The following is a 16,935-nucleotide window of genomic DNA, read 5'->3' on the forward strand; positions in this document are numbered from 1 at the left end:
GGAGTGAGTATGAAAATCAAAAATTGGTGCCGCCAGTGGGCTTGGATGGTTGGAATTTGGGTCGTTAGCGTCGCTGCATTAGGGTTAGTGTCTATGTTATTTCGCGTCATGATGACCGCTGCAGGGTTAAAATCTTAGCTCGACACGTTTAAGTCAATAAAAAATGGATGCCTCTAGATCTTGTGTAAGAGCTAGAGGCGTTGAACCTAATACTCAATCTTAATGAAAAAGCCAAGCGTTAAGAATCTACTCAAAACATTCTTTCATAAGTCTACATTGCCTGAAGTCGTTCATGCATGCTTACGAGATCAAAAGGTTCAAGCTTTTTCGCAATGCTCAGTAATGCTTCCTTTTTATCTTGCGGTAAACTTTGAAACTTCGACTCTAAACGTAAATCCACTTTGCTAAAAAGTAGCTTTCTAATTTGACTAGCTTTTGCCTTTGATAATTGCAATCCATCATTATCGGAGGTTTCAATTATCATGATAATTCTTGCTAAATCACTGAATTCATCATCAGAGCATAAATAAAGTGATTGTTTGTATAAATAGCCAACCGAAATTTCAAAATCAATATTAAGCGCTTGAATCTGACCGACAATGTTTTCACTCATATCATTTTGAGAAGCAGAGTTGATACAATCATCAAATCGCCTTTCAAATGTAACAAATCGATTATTGAGCTCGTCCAACATAGTCGTATCTTTTGCGAATGATTCTATAGGTAAAACCAATAAGAACATTGGCAGTAGGTATTTTTTCAGCGACCGACTATTCACAATCAAGTCCTTCTTCTAAAAAACTTTCATGCGGTGTTGGTGCAATTGTTTCTTTCAAATTCAAGTCCATTAAACTCGCCAAATGGCTTTCATTAAACTCTGATAGCTTTTGCAGCTTTAGACTGGCTTCATTAAACTCTTGGTAGAACTTATCAGGTTGAGGTATCACGACTGTTTTTATGTTTGCTCGTGTTGCCGCAAGCATACCCGAATAAGAGTCTTCAAAGGCAATACAGTTACTTGAATCTACACCTAGTTTATTGATTGTTAAAAGGTAGACATCTGGCTCTGGCTTACCCTGCTCTACATCGTCTGACGATGATATCGCGTCAAAGTAACTGGCAATACCGAGTTTGTTCAAAATGATGGGAATGAGTTGATAAGGTGAATTAGTAGACAACCCTATCTTAAACCCTTTTTCCTTAAGCAATTTGAGTGTTTCTGTAACACCCTCTAATTCGCATCCTTTTTCAATTATTAATGCCTCCACTTTATCCACAACAGCATTCTCTACTTCCTCTAGGCTCTTTTCTTGCCAAGGATTACGTTCATACCAAAACCTTGTTACTTCACCTGTCGTCATAGTTGCAGTCTGCTTTGACAGCACTTCGGTCACTTGGACACCAACTGATGAAAACACCTGCTTTTCCGCTTCCTTCCACAAAGGTTCTGAATCAATCAGCAACCCGTCCATATCAAAGACCGCAGCGTATATCATTGGTACATCCTCAGTAAGTTCTATTCGTTGAGTAAGATTTGTCTATTCAACCAAAGCATAGCTTTGCATATAACGAGTGAGAGTATCACATTTGCCTGTGGCTATCAGAGCCAGTTCGATGACTCATCTTTAAGCCTCAACATGACCGATGTGCATGGCTACTTTTAGCGCTTGTTTATTGAGATTAGATGCCTCCCAAGCAACAACAACACGACTAGTGAGAGGGATATCCTCAATCTCGGCGACTGTCGCGGAATCATCGAGATGTTCAGCCAGTGAGCGCGGAACGAGAGCAATACCTAACCCGGCCTGCGCCATGGCAATCGTCGTACGAAGTTGCGGTGCTGCGAACTGTGGTTCGAGCCTTACTCCTGCGTCGGCAAAAAGTGTACTCATGCCATCAAACAATGCGGGTCCAGTCTCTCGTGGAAACAGTAAAATTTTATGGCCTCTCAACTGTTTCATCTGGATACAGGGATACTTTGCCAGTTCGTGGCCCGCCGGAATCACCGCGACAAACGGGTCGTTAAACAACACCTTGTGCTCAAAAGGCTCACTGGCGTAACAGGGTAGCCGCATGATTGCGAGATCAAGTTGTTTGCTTTTTAACTGAGTGGCAAGCTCTGGCATTGACAGTTCCGCCGTCTGTAAATGAACCCCATTCTCTTGAATACGCCCAATCCTCTCCAATACCTTAATGCAGGTTGATGTTGACGTCGCGAACCCAATTTTAACCTGCGTATTTTCACCACGGGCAATCTGTCGGGCTTTTGCTTTAGCGCGTTCCACATCAGCAAGAATATTTACCGCATCCGTATAAAAGACTTGCCCTGCATGGGTCAGTTCTACTCCTCTAGACAAGCGCTTAAATAGGTCTACGCCAAGCTCGTGCTCTAACTTTTTGATTTGTTGACTTAAAGGAGGTTGCGCAATCCCTAGCTGTTCAGCTGCTCGGGTAAAGTGACGAGTCTCGGCGACCGCGACAAAATACTTCAGGTAGCGAAATTCCATATATTTTCCATATCAAAATAAATCTTTTTTATATTGGATTTAGCACCGTGTAGAAGTCAATCTAAATATACTCTTCATTGCATAACTGGTCTTACTCATGCGTGGATTTTATAACCCTCTATGTGCTTGTTCGCTTGAAGTAGCGAAAGAATTTTCTGAATACCATCACGCTACCGGAGATGGTGAGATTTATCAGACTTCGTTAATGAGTGCTTTGATCGCTGGTGTTTACGAAGGCTCAACAACCATAAAAGAACTGCTGAAACATGGGGATTTTGGTTTAGGTACGTTCAATGAATTGGATGGTGAGTTGATTGCTTTTGATAAGGAAGTTTTTCAACTCAAGTCGGATGGCTCCGCAAACCCGGCAGACCTAGCGCAAAAAACGCCCTTTGCTGTCATGACTTTTTTTAAGCCTGATATCGAGCTGCCATTGACATCGCGCATGTCACGTCATGAAGTCCATAGCCTCATAGACGACCTGGTTCCAAGCGATAACCTATTTTGCGCAGTGCGCATTGATGGTGTTTTCGATTCAGTTCGTACTCGTACCGTACCTAAACAAACACGCCCTTATCGACCAATGCTTGAAGTGGTCAAAGAACAACCAACATTCCGCTTCACGCATAAGCAAGGCGTGGTCGCCGGCTTTCGCAGTCCTAAATATACGACTGGCATCAATGTGCCCGGCTATCACGAACACTTTATTACCGATGACCGCCAAGGAGGTGGTCATATTCAGGATTACAGCATTTCGTCAGGGTTCCTCCAGATTGGCAAAGTCTCGCGGCTAGTGATTGATACCCCGGTATCGACAGACTTCCTCAACGCCAATTTGGCTCCGGAAGATATAAATACCGCCATAGAAAAGGCGGAAAAGTAACAAAGTCAGGCAAATAATAAGGACAACAAATGCAATCCAAACCTTCAAATAAAAATGGATCTCAGTTGATCGCTCAACAGCTAGAGTCTCTCGGCATTAAGTACATTTTCGGTATTCCCGGTGCAAAAATCGATCGACTGTTCGATGCGATTGAAGACACTAACATCCAAATGATTCCGGTACGCCACGAAGCTAACGGCGCATTTATGGCGGGCGTTATGGGAAGACTAACCGGCAAAGCAGGCGTCACCATGGTTACGTCAGGCCCTGGCTGTGGAAATCTAGTTACGGGAGTGGCAACAGCAAACTCCGAAGGCGATCCGCTGATTGCTATCGGTGGTGCGGTGAAACGAACTGACCAGCAAAAACAAACACACCAGAGCATGGATACCGTCAGTATTTTTCGCTCTATAACTAAGTTCAGTGCTGAAGTGCAGCATGTGGACGCCGCAAGCGAGATCATGGCGAACGCATTTCGTATCGCAGAGTCAGGTCGTCCTGGGGCTTGCTTTTTGAGTCTCCCCCAAGATGTTTTATCCGAGCAAACCCAAACGGACATTATTGTCCCCTCGCCTTACACACAGCCTGGTTGCGCAGACATCGCAGCAATCGAAGAAGCGGTCAGTCGAATCAGTAAAGCAAAGCGCTGTGTGGTTTTACTTGGCCTTCACGCGAGCCGCAGTCAAAACGCTGCTGCTATCGCCCGATTTCTTCAAAATACGCAGCTACCCGTTGTCGGCACTTACCAGGCCGCCGGCACGGTAGACATCAATTACTATCATCACTTTGCTGGGCGTGTCGGTTTGTTTAATAACCAACCTGGCGATGTTTTACTGCGGGACGCCGATTTAATTCTCACCATCGGCTTTAGCCCAATAGAGTATGACCCTGAGCTTTGGAACAGCCACCGCAACCCAGTGATTCACCTCGATATTGAACCAGCAGAATACCAACTTAATTATCAACCTTGTGTTGAAATCGTCGGAAACATTGCGCAGTCATTAGACAAAATGGGCAGCTATATCTCTGAATATGCTCGCCTTTCCCCAACGGCACTTTCAGTACTGGAAGAGGTAGCACTGCAACGGCAAGTGATCAAGACCTATCCCAATGTCTATAACAAGCAAGGGTTTCATCCACTGGCGCTAATTAAAGCCATGCAATCTATCATCACACCAGATACCACGCTATGCCTTGATATGGGGAGCTTCCACATCTGGATCGCTCGTTACTTAAGCTGTTTTCGAGCTCGCCAAATGCTGGTGTCTAACGGCCAACAAACAATGGGCGTTGCACTACCATGGGCCATTGGTGCCAGCCTACTAAAACCTGGTAGCAAAGTGGTATCGATATCGGGAGACGGCGGTTTTATGCAATCGAGCATGGAGTTAGAAACCGCGGTTAGACTGAACTGCAATATAGTCCATATTGTGTGGGTTGATAACGCCTACAACATGGTAGAAATGCAAGAGATCAACAAATATCAGCGCTGCTCTGGTGTGAAATTTGGACCAATTGATTTCAAGGCCTACGCCGAGTCATTTGGCGCGAAAGGCTTCGCAGTGACTAGTCAACACGAATTGCTACCGACATTGAATAAAGCCATGGACGTTGAAGGACCAGCAGTGGTGGCTATCCCAGTAGATTACAGCGACAACGACAAACTGATGTTGCCGCGCACAGAGAAAAATCAAGATCCCGTTTTTGTAAGTTTCGAAGGAGAAATCGCATGAGAGGATTAAAAAATAAAGTCGCACTCGTCACTGGTTCTGCCAATGGTATTGGTTTGGCCATCGCAAAACGTTTGTATGAAGAAGGCGCAAACGTCGCTCTTGCCGATTGGAATGAAGAACAGTTGGCAAACGCCGTTGAGGGCTTTGATAAGCAGCGTGTGTCTGCACATTCCATTGATGTTTCTGATCCAGACAAAGTCGCAGCACTGATTTCTGATGTTGTTACCCGTTTCGGTAAACTGGATATTTTAGTAAACAATGCTGGCGTACATGTCCCAGGTTCCGTGATTGAAGGTAGTGTGGAAGACTGGAAGAAGATCTCTGGTGTAAACATTGATGGTGTTGTTTATTGCTCGAAGTTTGCTTTGCCTGAACTCTTAAAAACGAAAGGTTGTATGGTAAATACCGCGTCCGTTTCCGGTTTGGGTGGTGACTGGGGTGCCGCATTCTATTGCGCGAGTAAAGGCGCAGTGGTGAACCTTACCCGAGCGATGGCATTGGACCATGGTGCGGATGGGGTAAGAATTAACGCCGTATGCCCAAGTTTAGTAAAAACCAACATGACAAACGGCTGGCCGCAGGACATCCGCGATAAATTCAATGAGCGCATTGCGCTTGGCCGAGCAGCCGAACCTGAAGAAATTGCGTCTGTCGTGACTTTCTTGGCAAGTGATGACGCATCTGTCATTAATGGCGTAAACCTACCTGTAGACGGCGGTGCCACCGCATCAGATGGTCAACCTAAAATAGTATAAGCATGAAATAGACAGATCAGTAAGAGACGTTCTACTACCTTTCGGATCGATGCTGATCTGTCGCTTTACGCTCTGAGCACACAACCCATGCCAGCAATAAACTCAACCACTCAACCGCTGTTAGAGATATCTCAACAACTTAAACCAGCAACGAGAAATTAATGTTTCACACAAACCGACAAACTATGTGAGCATTCCATCAGGTATAGAGTGAAGACTTATGTATCAGCGATTCACAAAGAACCAGACAGTTTCCGCGAATACTTTCTAAAGAAGTCTCAGTGACGACTAACGTTTCTGCCACACCATCCATTGCTCTCTGCCTTTAAAAACCTCAACACTGTTTACCACCACTGAGGATTCCACAAGTTCAAACGTGGGCTCTAGAAAAGATGCCAGTTCCCCACTTCTCAAACAAAATGGAGGGAAGCGTGATAGGTAATTATCATCAATGACGAAAAAACCAATTAGAAAACCTCCGCTTGGCAATAATTTATCCACCATAGCAAAGTATTCTGACCACATGTCTCTTGGTAGTGCTGCGAGAAAGGCCCGCTCGTAAATGACATCAAACGAGTGAGAAAAATCGGCATTAAATACATCACCCAATACGACTTTATCTTTGTAGTTACCTAACGCTGATTGCGCCATTTTTACCGCTTCTTGGCTGTAATCCATCGCGATCACGTCATGCCCATATTGAATAAAAGTGCTCAGTTCATAAGCGGCACCACACCCAGGAATAAACACTGACTGGCCTACATGAAGTGAATTGTCGAGATAGTCCTTGAGTTCTTGAGGTGTCGATTGGGCATCCCAAGGCATAGTGCCTCGGATAAACAAATCATCCCAGAATTGTGTGTTAATCATTGGTGCCTGTTTCATTTACCCGCTCCCTGATTGCGGTAGTAAAAAATAAAGGGATACGCAGCGCAATGTGGTATCCCTTTTCTAGCCTTTTGTCTGACGTTGTTAGTTTTTTATGACAACCACTTTCTACTGCACTTATGCCACCAATGAGTTAACTGCGAAGATCATTGATTAACGGCTGCTCCACTTGGTTCGGTACAAACTGGACATTGCCTTTCAGTTTAGTGACTGACTGTAGTGTTGCTTGAATGTCCTCTGCTGATACATGCACATCATGACAACAAAAAGTAATGGCATCGTTGAAGCCATCGCGCTCAATTTTCAAGGAGCCTTTAATATCGTGGCGACGACAGACTTCTTGGATTTGATGCGGATAAACAAACAGCCCTTTTACTTTCACCGCGGAGTCTGCTCGTCCCATCCAGCCCTTAATTCGTGCATTCGTGCGTGAAGAATCAGAACTTGTCTCTAGATATGCCGATAAATCTCCCGTTGCGTAGCGAATCAGCGGGAACTTCTCATCGAACGACGTTACAACGACTTCACCGACTTCTCCCGGTTGTACAGGAACACCATCAGGATCAACGATTTCAACAATAATATCTTCGGCAATCACTAATCCTTGTTCACCAGACACTTGATAAGCAATCAAACCAAGCTCTGCACTTGCGTAGGCTTGAAAGACTGCAATGCCTTTTTCCTCAAACATCTGTTGCATGCCTGCTGTAACCGCTTCACCAGAGACCAGAGCTTTCTCAAAGCTAGGCAGCTCATTGTATTTCTCTTGGTACTTTTGTAGCAACGTCAGCAAATAAGAAGGTGTGCCAGTGTAACCATTAGGTTGAAGCTGTTTAATTGCCTCTATTTGCGCTTCGGTATTGCCTACTCCAGCCGGAAATACCGCACAGCCACAAGCCCTTGCGCCACCATCCATAATAAATCCGCCAGGAGAGAAATGGTAAGAGAGCGTGTTATGCACTAAATCACCCGCACAGAACCCAGCAGCGTGAAACGCGCGCCCCATACGCCAGAAATCGGCCTCATCCGTTTGAGCCTCATATAAAGGCCCAGGAGACTGAAAAACACGCGCCATTTGACCAATGGCAACGCTATTTAAGCCACCAAACGGCGGTTTAAGTTGCTGCTGATTAGGTACATTGAACTTACGTGTAATCGGGAACTGAGCAAGCCCTTCACGATTGTTTGCCAATGTAGGCTCTAACCCAGAAAAATGCGCCGCGTAATGTTCGCTATTGACTTTCGAATTTTCAATCAACGTTGGCAGACGTTGAAACAACGACTCTTCTCGCGCCTGTAGAGACAACGATTCTTTCGCATCAAATAGTTCGTTCATCCTTGCTCCTTACAACCAACGCTTACGACGTTTGTAAGATTTCAGATTCTTAAAGCTCTTGCGATCTTCATCGCCGCCGCCAAGGTAGAATTCTTTTACGTCTTCATTGTTTAGCAATTCGTGCTTGCTGCCATCTAGTACGATTTTGCCTGATTCCATGATGTAACCGTAATCGGCCGCTTGAAGAGCGAAGTTGGCATTCTGTTCAACCAAAAGCATGGTAATACCTTGCTCTTTGTTGATCTTGTTAATAATGCTGAATACTTCTTTAACTAGCAGTGGAGAAAGCCCCATAGACGGTTCGTCCAACAAAATCATCTTCGGTCGAGCCATTAACGCTCGGCCAATCGCTAACATTTGTTGCTCACCGCCAGACAAATAGCCCGCCAGGCCAGTGCGCTCTTTGAGTCGCGGGAAATAGTCAAACACCATTTCGATGTCTTGTTCAACTTCGTTGTCAGTGCGTGTATAAGCGCCTAAGCGAAGATTTTCTATTACCGTCATATCTTCAACAATTCGGCGCCCTTCCATAACTTGGAAGATGCCCGAACGGACGATCTCTTCCGGGCTTTTGTTGTCTATACGCTCGCCCATGAAGTTGATTTCGCCGCGCGTCACTTCACCATCTTCGGTTTTCAATAAACCAGAAATGGCTTTCAACGTTGTGGATTTACCCGCACCGTTGGCCCCCAGTAAGGTCACAATCTGCCCTTTTGGAACTTCTAAACTCACACCGCGAAGTACTAGTATTACTTCGTCGTAGACGACTTCAATGTTGTTCACTGAAAGCAGTATTTCTGCCGGTTCGATATTCGTTGCTAATTCAGCCATCAAGCTACTCCTTGCTAGGGTGAGAGTGTTCTCTCACCCATCCTTATTTTCAGTAAGCTTTGTTATTAATAAGTCGTAGATTAGTAACCTAGCCAATCGTCACGACGTGACAATGTCACCTGTGATACTTTCTTGATATCAACTGCGCCGCCATCGTTGTTGCCCATAAAGACGTTCACGGTTGTTGTGCCTCGGTGATCTTCCGGTTTCCAGTTCGCAGGGACACAAACACCTTCTAAGCCTTGTGGTACCCAGTTGTCATGGACATACATGCCCTTCTTGATGTTTTCACCTGTGATGCCACCATTATCTTTCGCCCACTCCATCGCTTCTTTCATATAGAACGCAGAACAGATACCGCGAATGTAATGGTGAGTTCTGAATTCGCCCGGCTCTGATTCAGACTGCTTAGAAATCTCACGAACCAGCTTCATGCCTTCGTTATCGTCTCCCCAAAACGCCGTCATACCTGGGAAAACGTAATCTTTAAGGCCATCGCCTGCTGCTTCAAGCACTGGCTTGTCGCCGCCCCAAATGTTTGCCATGTACTGGAACTCTGTCCCAACCGTGTTACAAGACTTCACTAGTGAGATAACCGAGCTACCGATATTGGCAATGTAACCGTAGTTGGTGCCTGACTCTTTCAGCGACAAACATTGCGCTTTAAAGTCCCCTGGTTTTAGTGACACAACGACTGGGTTTTGCACATCAAAACCAAGCTCTTTGGCGTACTCTGCACACGCTTCTTTTGGCGCATTCGGGAATGGATGGTTATCGCCAATGTGCGTAAATTTCGGCGCACCTTGATTGCCCTTAGATTCCCAATCTTCTTTCGCCCACTTAACTAGCGCACGGCACGCATCTGAGTACGACGCACCATAAAAGAAATTATAAGGCGCTGGTTTCGCGGTTTTTGGGTTTTTGCCAGTTGGGTCAGTTAAGTGACCAGAGTAAGAAGCAGAGAACACCGGCACTTTGTCTTTGGTAACAAACGAAATAAGCGCTTCGGTATCCGCCGTACCCCAACCTTGCAGCGCAACCATGTCTTTACGCGCAACCCAACGTTTATAGTTAGAAATCGCCACTGGTACTTTGTACGCCATGTCTACTGTTTCAAATTCGAGCTCGGTACCGTTAATGCCACCGTTTTGGTTAATCCAACGCAATGCGTCTCGCACGCCAGAACCATAAGGCTTGCTCACATAGGCAGTTGGTCCAGAAAAGTCGACTAATTGCCCGACAAACACAGAATCTTTTGCCCAAGTTGCGGTAGTAAACAGTGCAGATGACAGCACCAACGTTGTCGCTAAATGTCCTTTGTTCATAACTCGTTGTCCTTGTTATTGAGGTATATTCCACTTAATTCCACGTTAATATGAGAACGGATAGTGTTTCCAATATGCTCGAATCTGTTGCCAGCGATGCGATAATCCTTGAGGTTCGAAAATGAGGAACAGCATGATGACTAAACCAATCGCCATCTCTTTGAAGTAAGCCAGACCATCAGTGAAAGCGGTGGTATCACCAAACGCTGAAAGCCCCGTTACGCCAAACTCTAAAACTTCAGGCAGAAGTACGATAAATATCGTACCCATCAGCGTACCTTTGACTGAGCCTAAGCCACCAATGATGATCATGGCCAAAAACTGGATAGACATCATGATGGTGAAACCTTCTGCTGATACAAACCCTAGATAATGTCCGTAGAGTGCGCCCCCGATGCCAGCATAGAATGCACACACTCCAAATGAGAGCAGACGATACTTAGTTAGGTTGATGCCCATGATCTCTGCTGACAGATAGTGATCTCGTACTGAGACAAACGCGCGACCGTCACGAGAACGGATTAAGTTTGATGCCCACATATACATGAAGATCAGCGCAAACAGAGCGATATAGAAAAAGCTTTCGTCAGTCGTAAACTCAAAGCCAAACAAATTAATTGGGTTCGCGCTAGCACCGTATGAGCCGCCACTGAACCAATCTGCGCGAGCAAAGAAGTCCTCTAGAATAAACTGCGCCGCCAACGTTGCGATAGCTAGGTATAAACCTTTAATTCGAGCCGCTGGCAGACCAAACAGCATCCCCACAATCATGGTTAAGTAACCCGCGAGCGGAATCGCAAACACGACTGGAATGTTAAACTGGTTATTTAACCAAGCCGATGCAAAGGCGCCAAAGCCAAAGAACGCACCGTGACCTAGCGAGATTTGTCCGGTAAAACCAACCAAAATGTTTAAGCCCAATGCCGCGATACCGAGGTATGCAATCTGAATAAACAGGTTTAGGAAGTAAATATCCAAGACCAGCGGTGCTGCCAGCATGGCGATGACACCTGCAATCGCAAGGCTTCTGATGGTTTTGGTTTCAAAAATTGGCGTATCGCTTTTGTATGTGGTTCGAAAATCCCCACATGGGCGCATGCTAAGTTGAGCCATGTTATTTCTCCTTAAATACGCTCAATATCTTTGGTACCAAACAGGCCATATGGCTTGAAGGCAAGAATGATTAACAGCACATAGAATGGTGCGATGTTGTATAAGTTACCCACTTGCAGGTATTGGCTATCAAAAAACTCAGCCAAGTTTTCTAGCACCCCGATGGTGATACCACCGACAATTGCGCCGACTACCGAATCTAAGCCACCTAAAATAACGGCTGGGAAAACTTTGATACCAATAATGGATAGCGCGTCAGATACGCCGTTAACGATACCGATAACAATCCCTGCTGTTGCAGATACCATTGCCGAAATGGCCCAACTGATGGCGAACACTTTCTTGATGGAAATGCCAAGACTCTGGGCTACTTGCTGGTTGAATGCCGTTGCGCGCATTGCCAGACCCATTTTGCTGAATTTGAAGAACCAGTAGAACGCGCCCATGATGAGCATTGAGAAGATCAAGCTCAGAATGTAAGCAAACTCAACATTCAAACCTCCGATATTCACCACGTTGGTTTCGAACACTTGCGGGTACGACACAGCAGAGACACCGAATATCCACTTCATCAGCGCTTGGAAAAACATCGATAGACCAATGGTCACCATGATCACAGAGATAATCGGTTCACCAATCAACGGTCTGAGCACAATGGTTTGCACGGCGATACCAAAAATCATCATGAACGCGAGCGTGAGTAAAAAGCCTATAAAAAACGGTAACTGTAGGTGTACCAATGCCGCCCAACATACCCATGCGCCAATCAACAGGAACTCACCCTGAGCAAAGTTGACCACCTGGGTCGATTTGTAAATCAATACAAAGCACATGGCGACAACGCCATACAACATGCCAACGATCACGCCATTAATGACGAGTTGCAGTAATAAATCCGTATTCACTATGCGATCCTCCGTTGTTCGCTATCCACTAGTGTTGGCTCATGCTCAATAAGCGTTTCAATAACTAGCGACGTTTGAATGCGTGTTTTGGTGCCATCTTGATAAGTGATCACTGTATCGACATCGACTTTTGGATCGTCGCTGTAGATGGTTTCGATGATGTCTCCGTATTTCTCTGCAACCACACCACGGCGTACTTTACGTGTGCGAGTTAGCTCGCCATCGTCGGCATCCAGCTCTTTGTAAAGTAGAATGAATTTGCTGATCTTCTGTGCATCCGGTAGGGATTCGTTCACTTTTTGAACTTCTTCACGAATCGCTTGGTACACTTCTGGTTGAGCAGATAAGTTGGTGTAGTTGGTAAATGCCAAGCCGCGTTGCTCTGCCCACTTCGCGACGATCGCATAGCGAATACAGATGATGGCAGACAGCCAAGGTCGACCTTTACCTACCACCACGGCTTCTGCAATAAACGGCGAGAACTTGAGTTTGTTTTCGATAAACTGTGGCGAATAACGGTCGCCATGGCTGGTTTCCGACATATCTTTCAGACGATCAATCACCACCAAGTGACCGGAATCTTTAAAATAGCCCGCATCGCCTGTGTGCATCCAACCATCTTGAACATCTTCATCATATGCTGCTTGGTTGTTTAAGTAGCCAGTAAACATGCCTGTACTTTTCGCGATGATTTCACCAACGCCATTGCTGTCCGGGTTGATGACTTTCACTTCTGCATTATCAAACGCAACACCAACGGAATCGTAATCCACATCATCCGCTTGGTGCACGGTGTATGCGCCACACATTTCGGTCTGACCATAAAGCTGCTTAAGTGGCACACCAATAGCTTGTAGGTAACGGAAAGTATCCGGTCCCATCGCCGCACCGCCGGTTGCCGCAGATGTCAGGTTCGAAAACCCTAAACGGTCACGCAGAGCACGCAGAAGAATCCATTCAGCCAACTTAGAGCGTTTACCCTGCTCCAGCGCTTTGTTGGCTAAGCTCATGCCCAGTTTGTACATCTTTTGCTTAAACGGTGTCGAATCCATCATTCGTGCAGACACGTCTGCCACAATGTTTTCCCACACACGTGGCGCTAACAGCACAAAGTTTGGACCGATTTCACGCAAGTCGGACATCATGGTTTCTTGTTCTTCCACAAAGTTAACGATTTGACGAGAAATCAACGCCTGACCAACCACGTAAACCTGCTCCATAATCCAAGGCAAAGGCAGAACAGAAACGTAGTTGTCGCCTGGGGAACGAGGGTCTGCACGCAAGTAAGCCGCACAGTGATCCAAGAACGTGCCACTGTGTAGCTGAGCCAATTTTGGTTTAGAAGTCGTACCCGACGTAGTACAAAGAATTGAAAGATCGCTGCCTTTGGTTTCAACAACCATATTGAGATATTTGTCTGGGTCCGCTTTATCAATCAGCTGACCTTTTTTGTAGACCTGTTCAACATCAATTAATCTTGGATCATCGTATTTACGCATTCCACGAGGATCGCAGTAAATAATGTATTCAACGCTAGGAATTTCATCACCAAGCTCAAGCAGCTTGTCGCATTGCTCTTCATCTTCGGCAATCACGACTTTTGCTTTTGCATAGTTGATAAGGTACGCCACCTCTTCGTGCATAGAATCTTGATAGATGCCCAGCGAGAAACCTTTGATCGCATGTGCCGCTAACTCGCCCCATACCCATTCAGGGCGGTTATCACCTAGCAAACCAACGACATCTTGCTCACCAATACCCAAATCTCGTAGTGCCAGTGCCATCCACTTGACGCGGTTTTCATAATCCTTCCAAGTGAACTCTCGCCATATACCAAACTCCTTTTCACGCATTGCGACTTGTTCGGGCCAGTTCTTGGCATTGTGTTGCAACACTTTTGGAAAGGTATCTAAGCGGGTTATATCTGCCCAATCATTATGTTGCTGTGCCATTATGCACTCTCCTCTAATGTCGGTAGCTCTTCGCCTAAGTACGCTTGCTTCACATGTGGGTTGGCCATCACTTCTTCAGGCTCACCCGTAGCAATGTGTTTCCCGAAATCCAAAACCAAAACGCGATTAGAGATGTCCATGACCACGCCCATGTCGTGCTCAATCATGATGATCGTGATATCTAATTCTTCATTCAGATCCATGATGTAACGTGCCATGTCTTCCTTTTCTTCCAAGTTCATACCTGCCATTGGTTCATCAAGCAGCAGTAACTTAGGTTTTAAGGCAATGGCACGAGCAAGCTCTACACGCTTACGTAAGCCGTAAGATAGGGTGCCTGCAGTCGCTTTTCGGATGTGCTGGATTTCTAGAAAATCGATCACGTCTTCCACATATTTGCGGTGCGCCATCTCTTCTTTCTGCGCATTGGAGAACCAATAGAGTGGCCCCGTGACGAAGTTATTTTTCAGTAGGTGGTGTCGGCCAACCATGATGTTGTCCAGTACCGACATATGAGAAAAGAGCGCTAAGTTTTGGAAGGTTCTTCCCAGCCCTAACTCAGCTCGTTGGCTTGGTGTACGTTTAGTTACGTCATCTCCAGCGAAGATTACAGAGCCTTTGTTTGGTGTGTATCGACCAGAGATGCAATTGAGCATTGAGGTTTTACCTGCACCGTTTGGACCAATGATTGAAAAAATTTCCTTTTCATTCACATGGAAGCTCACGTCAGTTAAAGCTTTCACCCCACCAAAAGCCAATGAAATATCGTTTACCTGCAACAGAGGCGATTCCGATACCATAGTTGATCTCCCTTTCGTTATTTTAAGTGCGTTCCATTGAGCACTATTTTGATCAAACCTAACTTTGATACTGGTAACCGCTTTTACACCTATGCATCAACTTTGTATTCAGTTTACGTAAACGTCAATTTAAAATCAGAATAGTGCCTGAAAGATTAAGTTGCAATCGAGTTCATCGAGAAAGATTTGAACTAACGCAAACTTTAAGTAAATAAATTGTTAATAAAAATTATTCTCAAACGCTTACATATTTGGATAGTTCGGACCACCACCACCTTCTGGTGGAGTCCAGGTAATATTTTGACTTGGATCTTTGATGTCGCAGGTCTTACAGTGGATACAGTTGGCCGCATTTATTTGCAGCTCTGGCTGCTGCTCCCCCTGTACGATTTCATACACGCCAGCCGGACAATAGCGCTGTGCTGGCTCTGCATATAATTCAAGGTTCTGCTCAATAGGAATCCGCTGGTTCTCCAGTCGTAAGTGGCATGGTTGATCTTCCTCATGGAAGATATTGGATAGATAAACAGAAGAGAGGCGATCGAAACTTAACACGCCATCAGGCTTCGGATAGACAATTTCATTGCTGTTTTCCGCCAATAACAGAGACTGATGATCAGGCTTATCACAGCGGATATGCCACTTAGCTTTGCCTTTTAATACGTTATGTTCCAGCAGCGCTAAACCACCGCCCAGCCACGATCCAAAGCGGTGAATACCACTTGAGAAGTTACGTGCTTGATAAAGCTCTTCATACAGCCAAGACTGTTTGAAATGCTTTTGATAATCAGCAGTAACTGACTGACTCTCAAGGGCTTCACATACTGCTTCAGCGGCAAGCATGCCAGATTTCATTGCGGTGTGTGTGCCTTTGATTTTAGCGCCGTTAAGTGTTCCTGCATCACAGCCAATTAACAAGCCACCAGCAAACTGCTGCGTGGGAAGCGAATGAAAGCCGCCCTTGGTGATCGCTCTCGCGCCATAGCTAATACGCTTCCCATTTTTGAGGTATTGCTCAATCAACGGGTGGTGTTTAAAACGTTGAAACTCATCAAATGGACTCAAGTGCGGATTCTTATAATTCAAGTCAACAATCAACCCGACGGCAACTTGGTTTCCCTCTAAATGGTAGAGATAACTGCCACCTGTAGCTTCATTTGATAACGGCCAACCTAATCCGTGCACTACTAAACCTTGCTGATGCTGCTCTGATGGGATTTCCCACAGCTCTTTAAAACCGATAGCGTAGTGTTGAGGCGTTTTCTCTTCAGCAAGATTAAATCGGTTAATCAACTGCTTACCAATATGCCCCCGTGCGCCTTCAGCAAATAAAGTAAACTTCGCTCGTAGTTCAATACCAGGTTCGAAATTTCCTTTTTGTTCACCATTTTTATCTAATCCCATATCGCCCGTGATCACGCCACAAACACGACTATCTTCATCGATGATCGCTTGACTGGCGGTAAAACCTGGGTAGACCTCCACCCCCAAGTTCTCAGCCTGCAACGCCATCCATCGGCATAGACTGCCCAAACTTATGATGTAATTACCTTTGTTATGTAACGTATTAGGCACCGCCCAAGAAGGCAGTTCATGACCATTGATGTCATTGCCTAGATAGTAGGTTTTATCTTGGTTTACTTTGGTATTGAGCGGAGCGCCTTTCTCTTCCCAGTCGGGAAAAAGCTCATCCAAACTCCGCGTTTCAAACACCGCACCCGATAAAATATGCGCTCCAACTTCAGAACCTTTTTCTACCACGCAAACAGAGAGCTCTTGTTTTTTTTCTGCTGCTAATTGTTTGATTCGGCATGCCGCAGACAAGCCTGCGGGACCTGCGCCTACAATCAGAACATCAAATTCCATGCAGTCTCTTTCCATGATTGCATTCCTTTTTCTTTGCATGT

Annotated in this window: 16 protein-coding genes; 4 read left to right on the top strand and 12 right to left on the bottom strand. The window is 45.5% G+C overall.

Annotated elements, in window-relative coordinates; genetic code table 11:
* Positions 1–9 precede the first annotated feature (9 nt).
* A complete protein-coding gene (locus tag R8N28_RS02290) occupies positions 10–138 on the top strand; it encodes a DUF2474 domain-containing protein (protein WP_005373267.1) in 129 nt (42 codons plus the stop codon).
* Positions 139–271: 133 nt separating this feature from the next.
* Here the strand turns inward: R8N28_RS02290 and R8N28_RS02295 are convergent, their stop codons facing one another.
* The 3 genes from R8N28_RS02295 to R8N28_RS02305 all read right to left on the bottom strand — a co-directional run bounded on the left by R8N28_RS02295 (position 272) and on the right by R8N28_RS02305 (position 2,507).
* Positions 272–778, bottom strand: coding sequence for a hypothetical protein (locus R8N28_RS02295; RefSeq protein ID WP_020480907.1), 507 nt, complete (start codon positions 776–778; stop codon positions 272–274).
* Positions 771–1,496, bottom strand: a complete 726-nt coding sequence (hxpB, locus tag R8N28_RS02300) for a hexitol phosphatase HxpB (protein WP_053349210.1) — start codon at positions 1,494–1,496, stop codon at positions 771–773. Before hxpB ends, R8N28_RS02295 begins: the two co-directional genes overlap by 8 nt.
* Positions 1,497–1,625: 129 nt before the next feature.
* On the bottom strand, positions 1,626–2,507 hold the full coding sequence (locus R8N28_RS02305; protein ID WP_065275218.1) for a LysR family transcriptional regulator: 882 nt from the start codon (positions 2,505–2,507) through the stop codon (positions 1,626–1,628).
* 97 nt (positions 2,508–2,604) lie between these two features.
* Between R8N28_RS02305 and budA the strand changes: the two genes are divergently transcribed.
* The 3 genes from budA to R8N28_RS02320 are packed head-to-tail and all read left to right on the top strand — an operon-like array spanning position 2,605 to position 5,878.
* Positions 2,605–3,390: an acetolactate decarboxylase gene (budA, locus tag R8N28_RS02310; protein WP_065275217.1), complete on the top strand. Its 786-nt coding sequence runs from the start codon at positions 2,605–2,607 to the stop codon at positions 3,388–3,390.
* 29 nt (positions 3,391–3,419) lie between these two features.
* Entirely contained in the window at positions 3,420–5,123 is a 1,704-nt protein-coding gene (gene alsS / locus R8N28_RS02315; protein WP_065275216.1) for an acetolactate synthase AlsS, read from the top strand.
* Positions 5,120–5,878, top strand: a complete 759-nt coding sequence (locus R8N28_RS02320; RefSeq protein ID WP_065275215.1) for an SDR family NAD(P)-dependent oxidoreductase — start codon at positions 5,120–5,122, stop codon at positions 5,876–5,878. Before alsS ends, R8N28_RS02320 begins: the two co-directional genes overlap by 4 nt.
* 288 nt (positions 5,879–6,166) lie before the next feature.
* On the opposite strand, the gene R8N28_RS02325 is transcribed toward R8N28_RS02320, so the two are convergent.
* The 9 genes from R8N28_RS02325 to R8N28_RS02365 all read right to left on the bottom strand — a co-directional run bounded on the left by R8N28_RS02325 (position 6,167) and on the right by R8N28_RS02365 (position 16,909).
* On the bottom strand, positions 6,167–6,763 hold the full coding sequence (locus R8N28_RS02325; RefSeq protein ID WP_017820352.1) for a methyltransferase domain-containing protein: 597 nt from the start codon (positions 6,761–6,763) through the stop codon (positions 6,167–6,169).
* Positions 6,764–6,899: 136 nt separating this feature from the next.
* A complete protein-coding gene (locus tag R8N28_RS02330; RefSeq protein WP_017820353.1) occupies positions 6,900–8,102 on the bottom strand; it encodes a phenylacetate--CoA ligase family protein in 1,203 nt (400 codons plus the stop codon).
* Positions 8,103–8,111: 9 nt separating this feature from the next.
* Positions 8,112–8,933: an ABC transporter ATP-binding protein gene (locus tag R8N28_RS02335; RefSeq protein WP_005373283.1), complete on the bottom strand. Its 822-nt coding sequence runs from the start codon at positions 8,931–8,933 to the stop codon at positions 8,112–8,114.
* 80 nt (positions 8,934–9,013) lie between these two features.
* On the bottom strand, positions 9,014–10,258 hold the full coding sequence (locus tag R8N28_RS02340; RefSeq protein ID WP_005373285.1) for an ABC transporter substrate-binding protein: 1,245 nt from the start codon (positions 10,256–10,258) through the stop codon (positions 9,014–9,016).
* Positions 10,259–10,303: 45 nt separating this feature from the next.
* Positions 10,304–11,371, bottom strand: coding sequence for a branched-chain amino acid ABC transporter permease (locus tag R8N28_RS02345; RefSeq protein ID WP_005382737.1), 1,068 nt, complete (start codon positions 11,369–11,371; stop codon positions 10,304–10,306).
* Positions 11,372–11,382: 11 nt separating this feature from the next.
* Entirely contained in the window at positions 11,383–12,276 is an 894-nt protein-coding gene (locus tag R8N28_RS02350; protein ID WP_005373295.1) for a branched-chain amino acid ABC transporter permease, read from the bottom strand.
* Positions 12,276–14,228 carry a long-chain fatty acid--CoA ligase gene (locus R8N28_RS02355; protein WP_005373296.1) on the bottom strand — a complete coding sequence of 651 codons (1,953 nt, stop codon included), beginning with the start codon at positions 14,226–14,228 and terminating at the stop codon, positions 12,276–12,278. The genes R8N28_RS02350 and R8N28_RS02355 overlap by 1 nt, the downstream gene beginning before the upstream one ends.
* Positions 14,228–15,028, bottom strand: a complete 801-nt coding sequence (locus R8N28_RS02360) for an ABC transporter ATP-binding protein (protein WP_005373297.1) — start codon at positions 15,026–15,028, stop codon at positions 14,228–14,230. The genes R8N28_RS02355 and R8N28_RS02360 overlap by 1 nt, the downstream gene beginning before the upstream one ends.
* A 243-nt stretch (positions 15,029–15,271) precedes the next feature.
* Positions 15,272–16,909 (bottom strand): electron transfer flavoprotein-ubiquinone oxidoreductase, encoded by a 1,638-nt coding sequence (locus tag R8N28_RS02365; protein ID WP_064354685.1) that lies wholly within the window; start codon positions 16,907–16,909, stop codon positions 15,272–15,274.
* Between the last annotated feature and the right edge of the window lie 26 nt (positions 16,910–16,935).

The sequence above is a fragment of the Vibrio sp. Vb1554 genome (assembly GCF_033344235.1).

Coding starts and splice junctions, on each gene's coding strand:
- R8N28_RS02340 (WP_005373285.1), bottom strand. CDS start 10,258: ATGAACAAAGGACATTTAGCGACAACGTTGGTGCTGTCATCTGCACTG.
- R8N28_RS02330 (WP_017820353.1), bottom strand. CDS start 8,102: ATGAACGAACTATTTGATGCGAAAGAATCGTTGTCTCTACAGGCGCGA.
- R8N28_RS02290 (WP_005373267.1), top strand. CDS start 10: ATGAAAATCAAAAATTGGTGCCGCCAGTGGGCTTGGATGGTTGGAATT.
- R8N28_RS02355 (WP_005373296.1), bottom strand. CDS start 14,228: ATGGCACAGCAACATAATGATTGGGCAGATATAACCCGCTTAGATACC.
- R8N28_RS02305 (WP_065275218.1), bottom strand. CDS start 2,507: ATGGAATTTCGCTACCTGAAGTATTTTGTCGCGGTCGCCGAGACTCGT.
- R8N28_RS02325 (WP_017820352.1), bottom strand. CDS start 6,763: ATGAAACAGGCACCAATGATTAACACACAATTCTGGGATGATTTGTTT.
- R8N28_RS02335 (WP_005373283.1), bottom strand. CDS start 8,933: ATGGCTGAATTAGCAACGAATATCGAACCGGCAGAAATACTGCTTTCA.
- R8N28_RS02365 (WP_064354685.1), bottom strand. CDS start 16,909: ATGGAAAGAGACTGCATGGAATTTGATGTTCTGATTGTAGGCGCAGGT.
- R8N28_RS02320 (WP_065275215.1), top strand. CDS start 5,120: ATGAGAGGATTAAAAAATAAAGTCGCACTCGTCACTGGTTCTGCCAAT.
- hxpB (WP_053349210.1), bottom strand. CDS start 1,496: ATGATATACGCTGCGGTCTTTGATATGGACGGGTTGCTGATTGATTCA.
- R8N28_RS02360 (WP_005373297.1), bottom strand. CDS start 15,028: ATGGTATCGGAATCGCCTCTGTTGCAGGTAAACGATATTTCATTGGCT.
- alsS (WP_065275216.1), top strand. CDS start 3,420: ATGCAATCCAAACCTTCAAATAAAAATGGATCTCAGTTGATCGCTCAA.
- budA (WP_065275217.1), top strand. CDS start 2,605: ATGCGTGGATTTTATAACCCTCTATGTGCTTGTTCGCTTGAAGTAGCG.
- R8N28_RS02345 (WP_005382737.1), bottom strand. CDS start 11,371: ATGGCTCAACTTAGCATGCGCCCATGTGGGGATTTTCGAACCACATAC.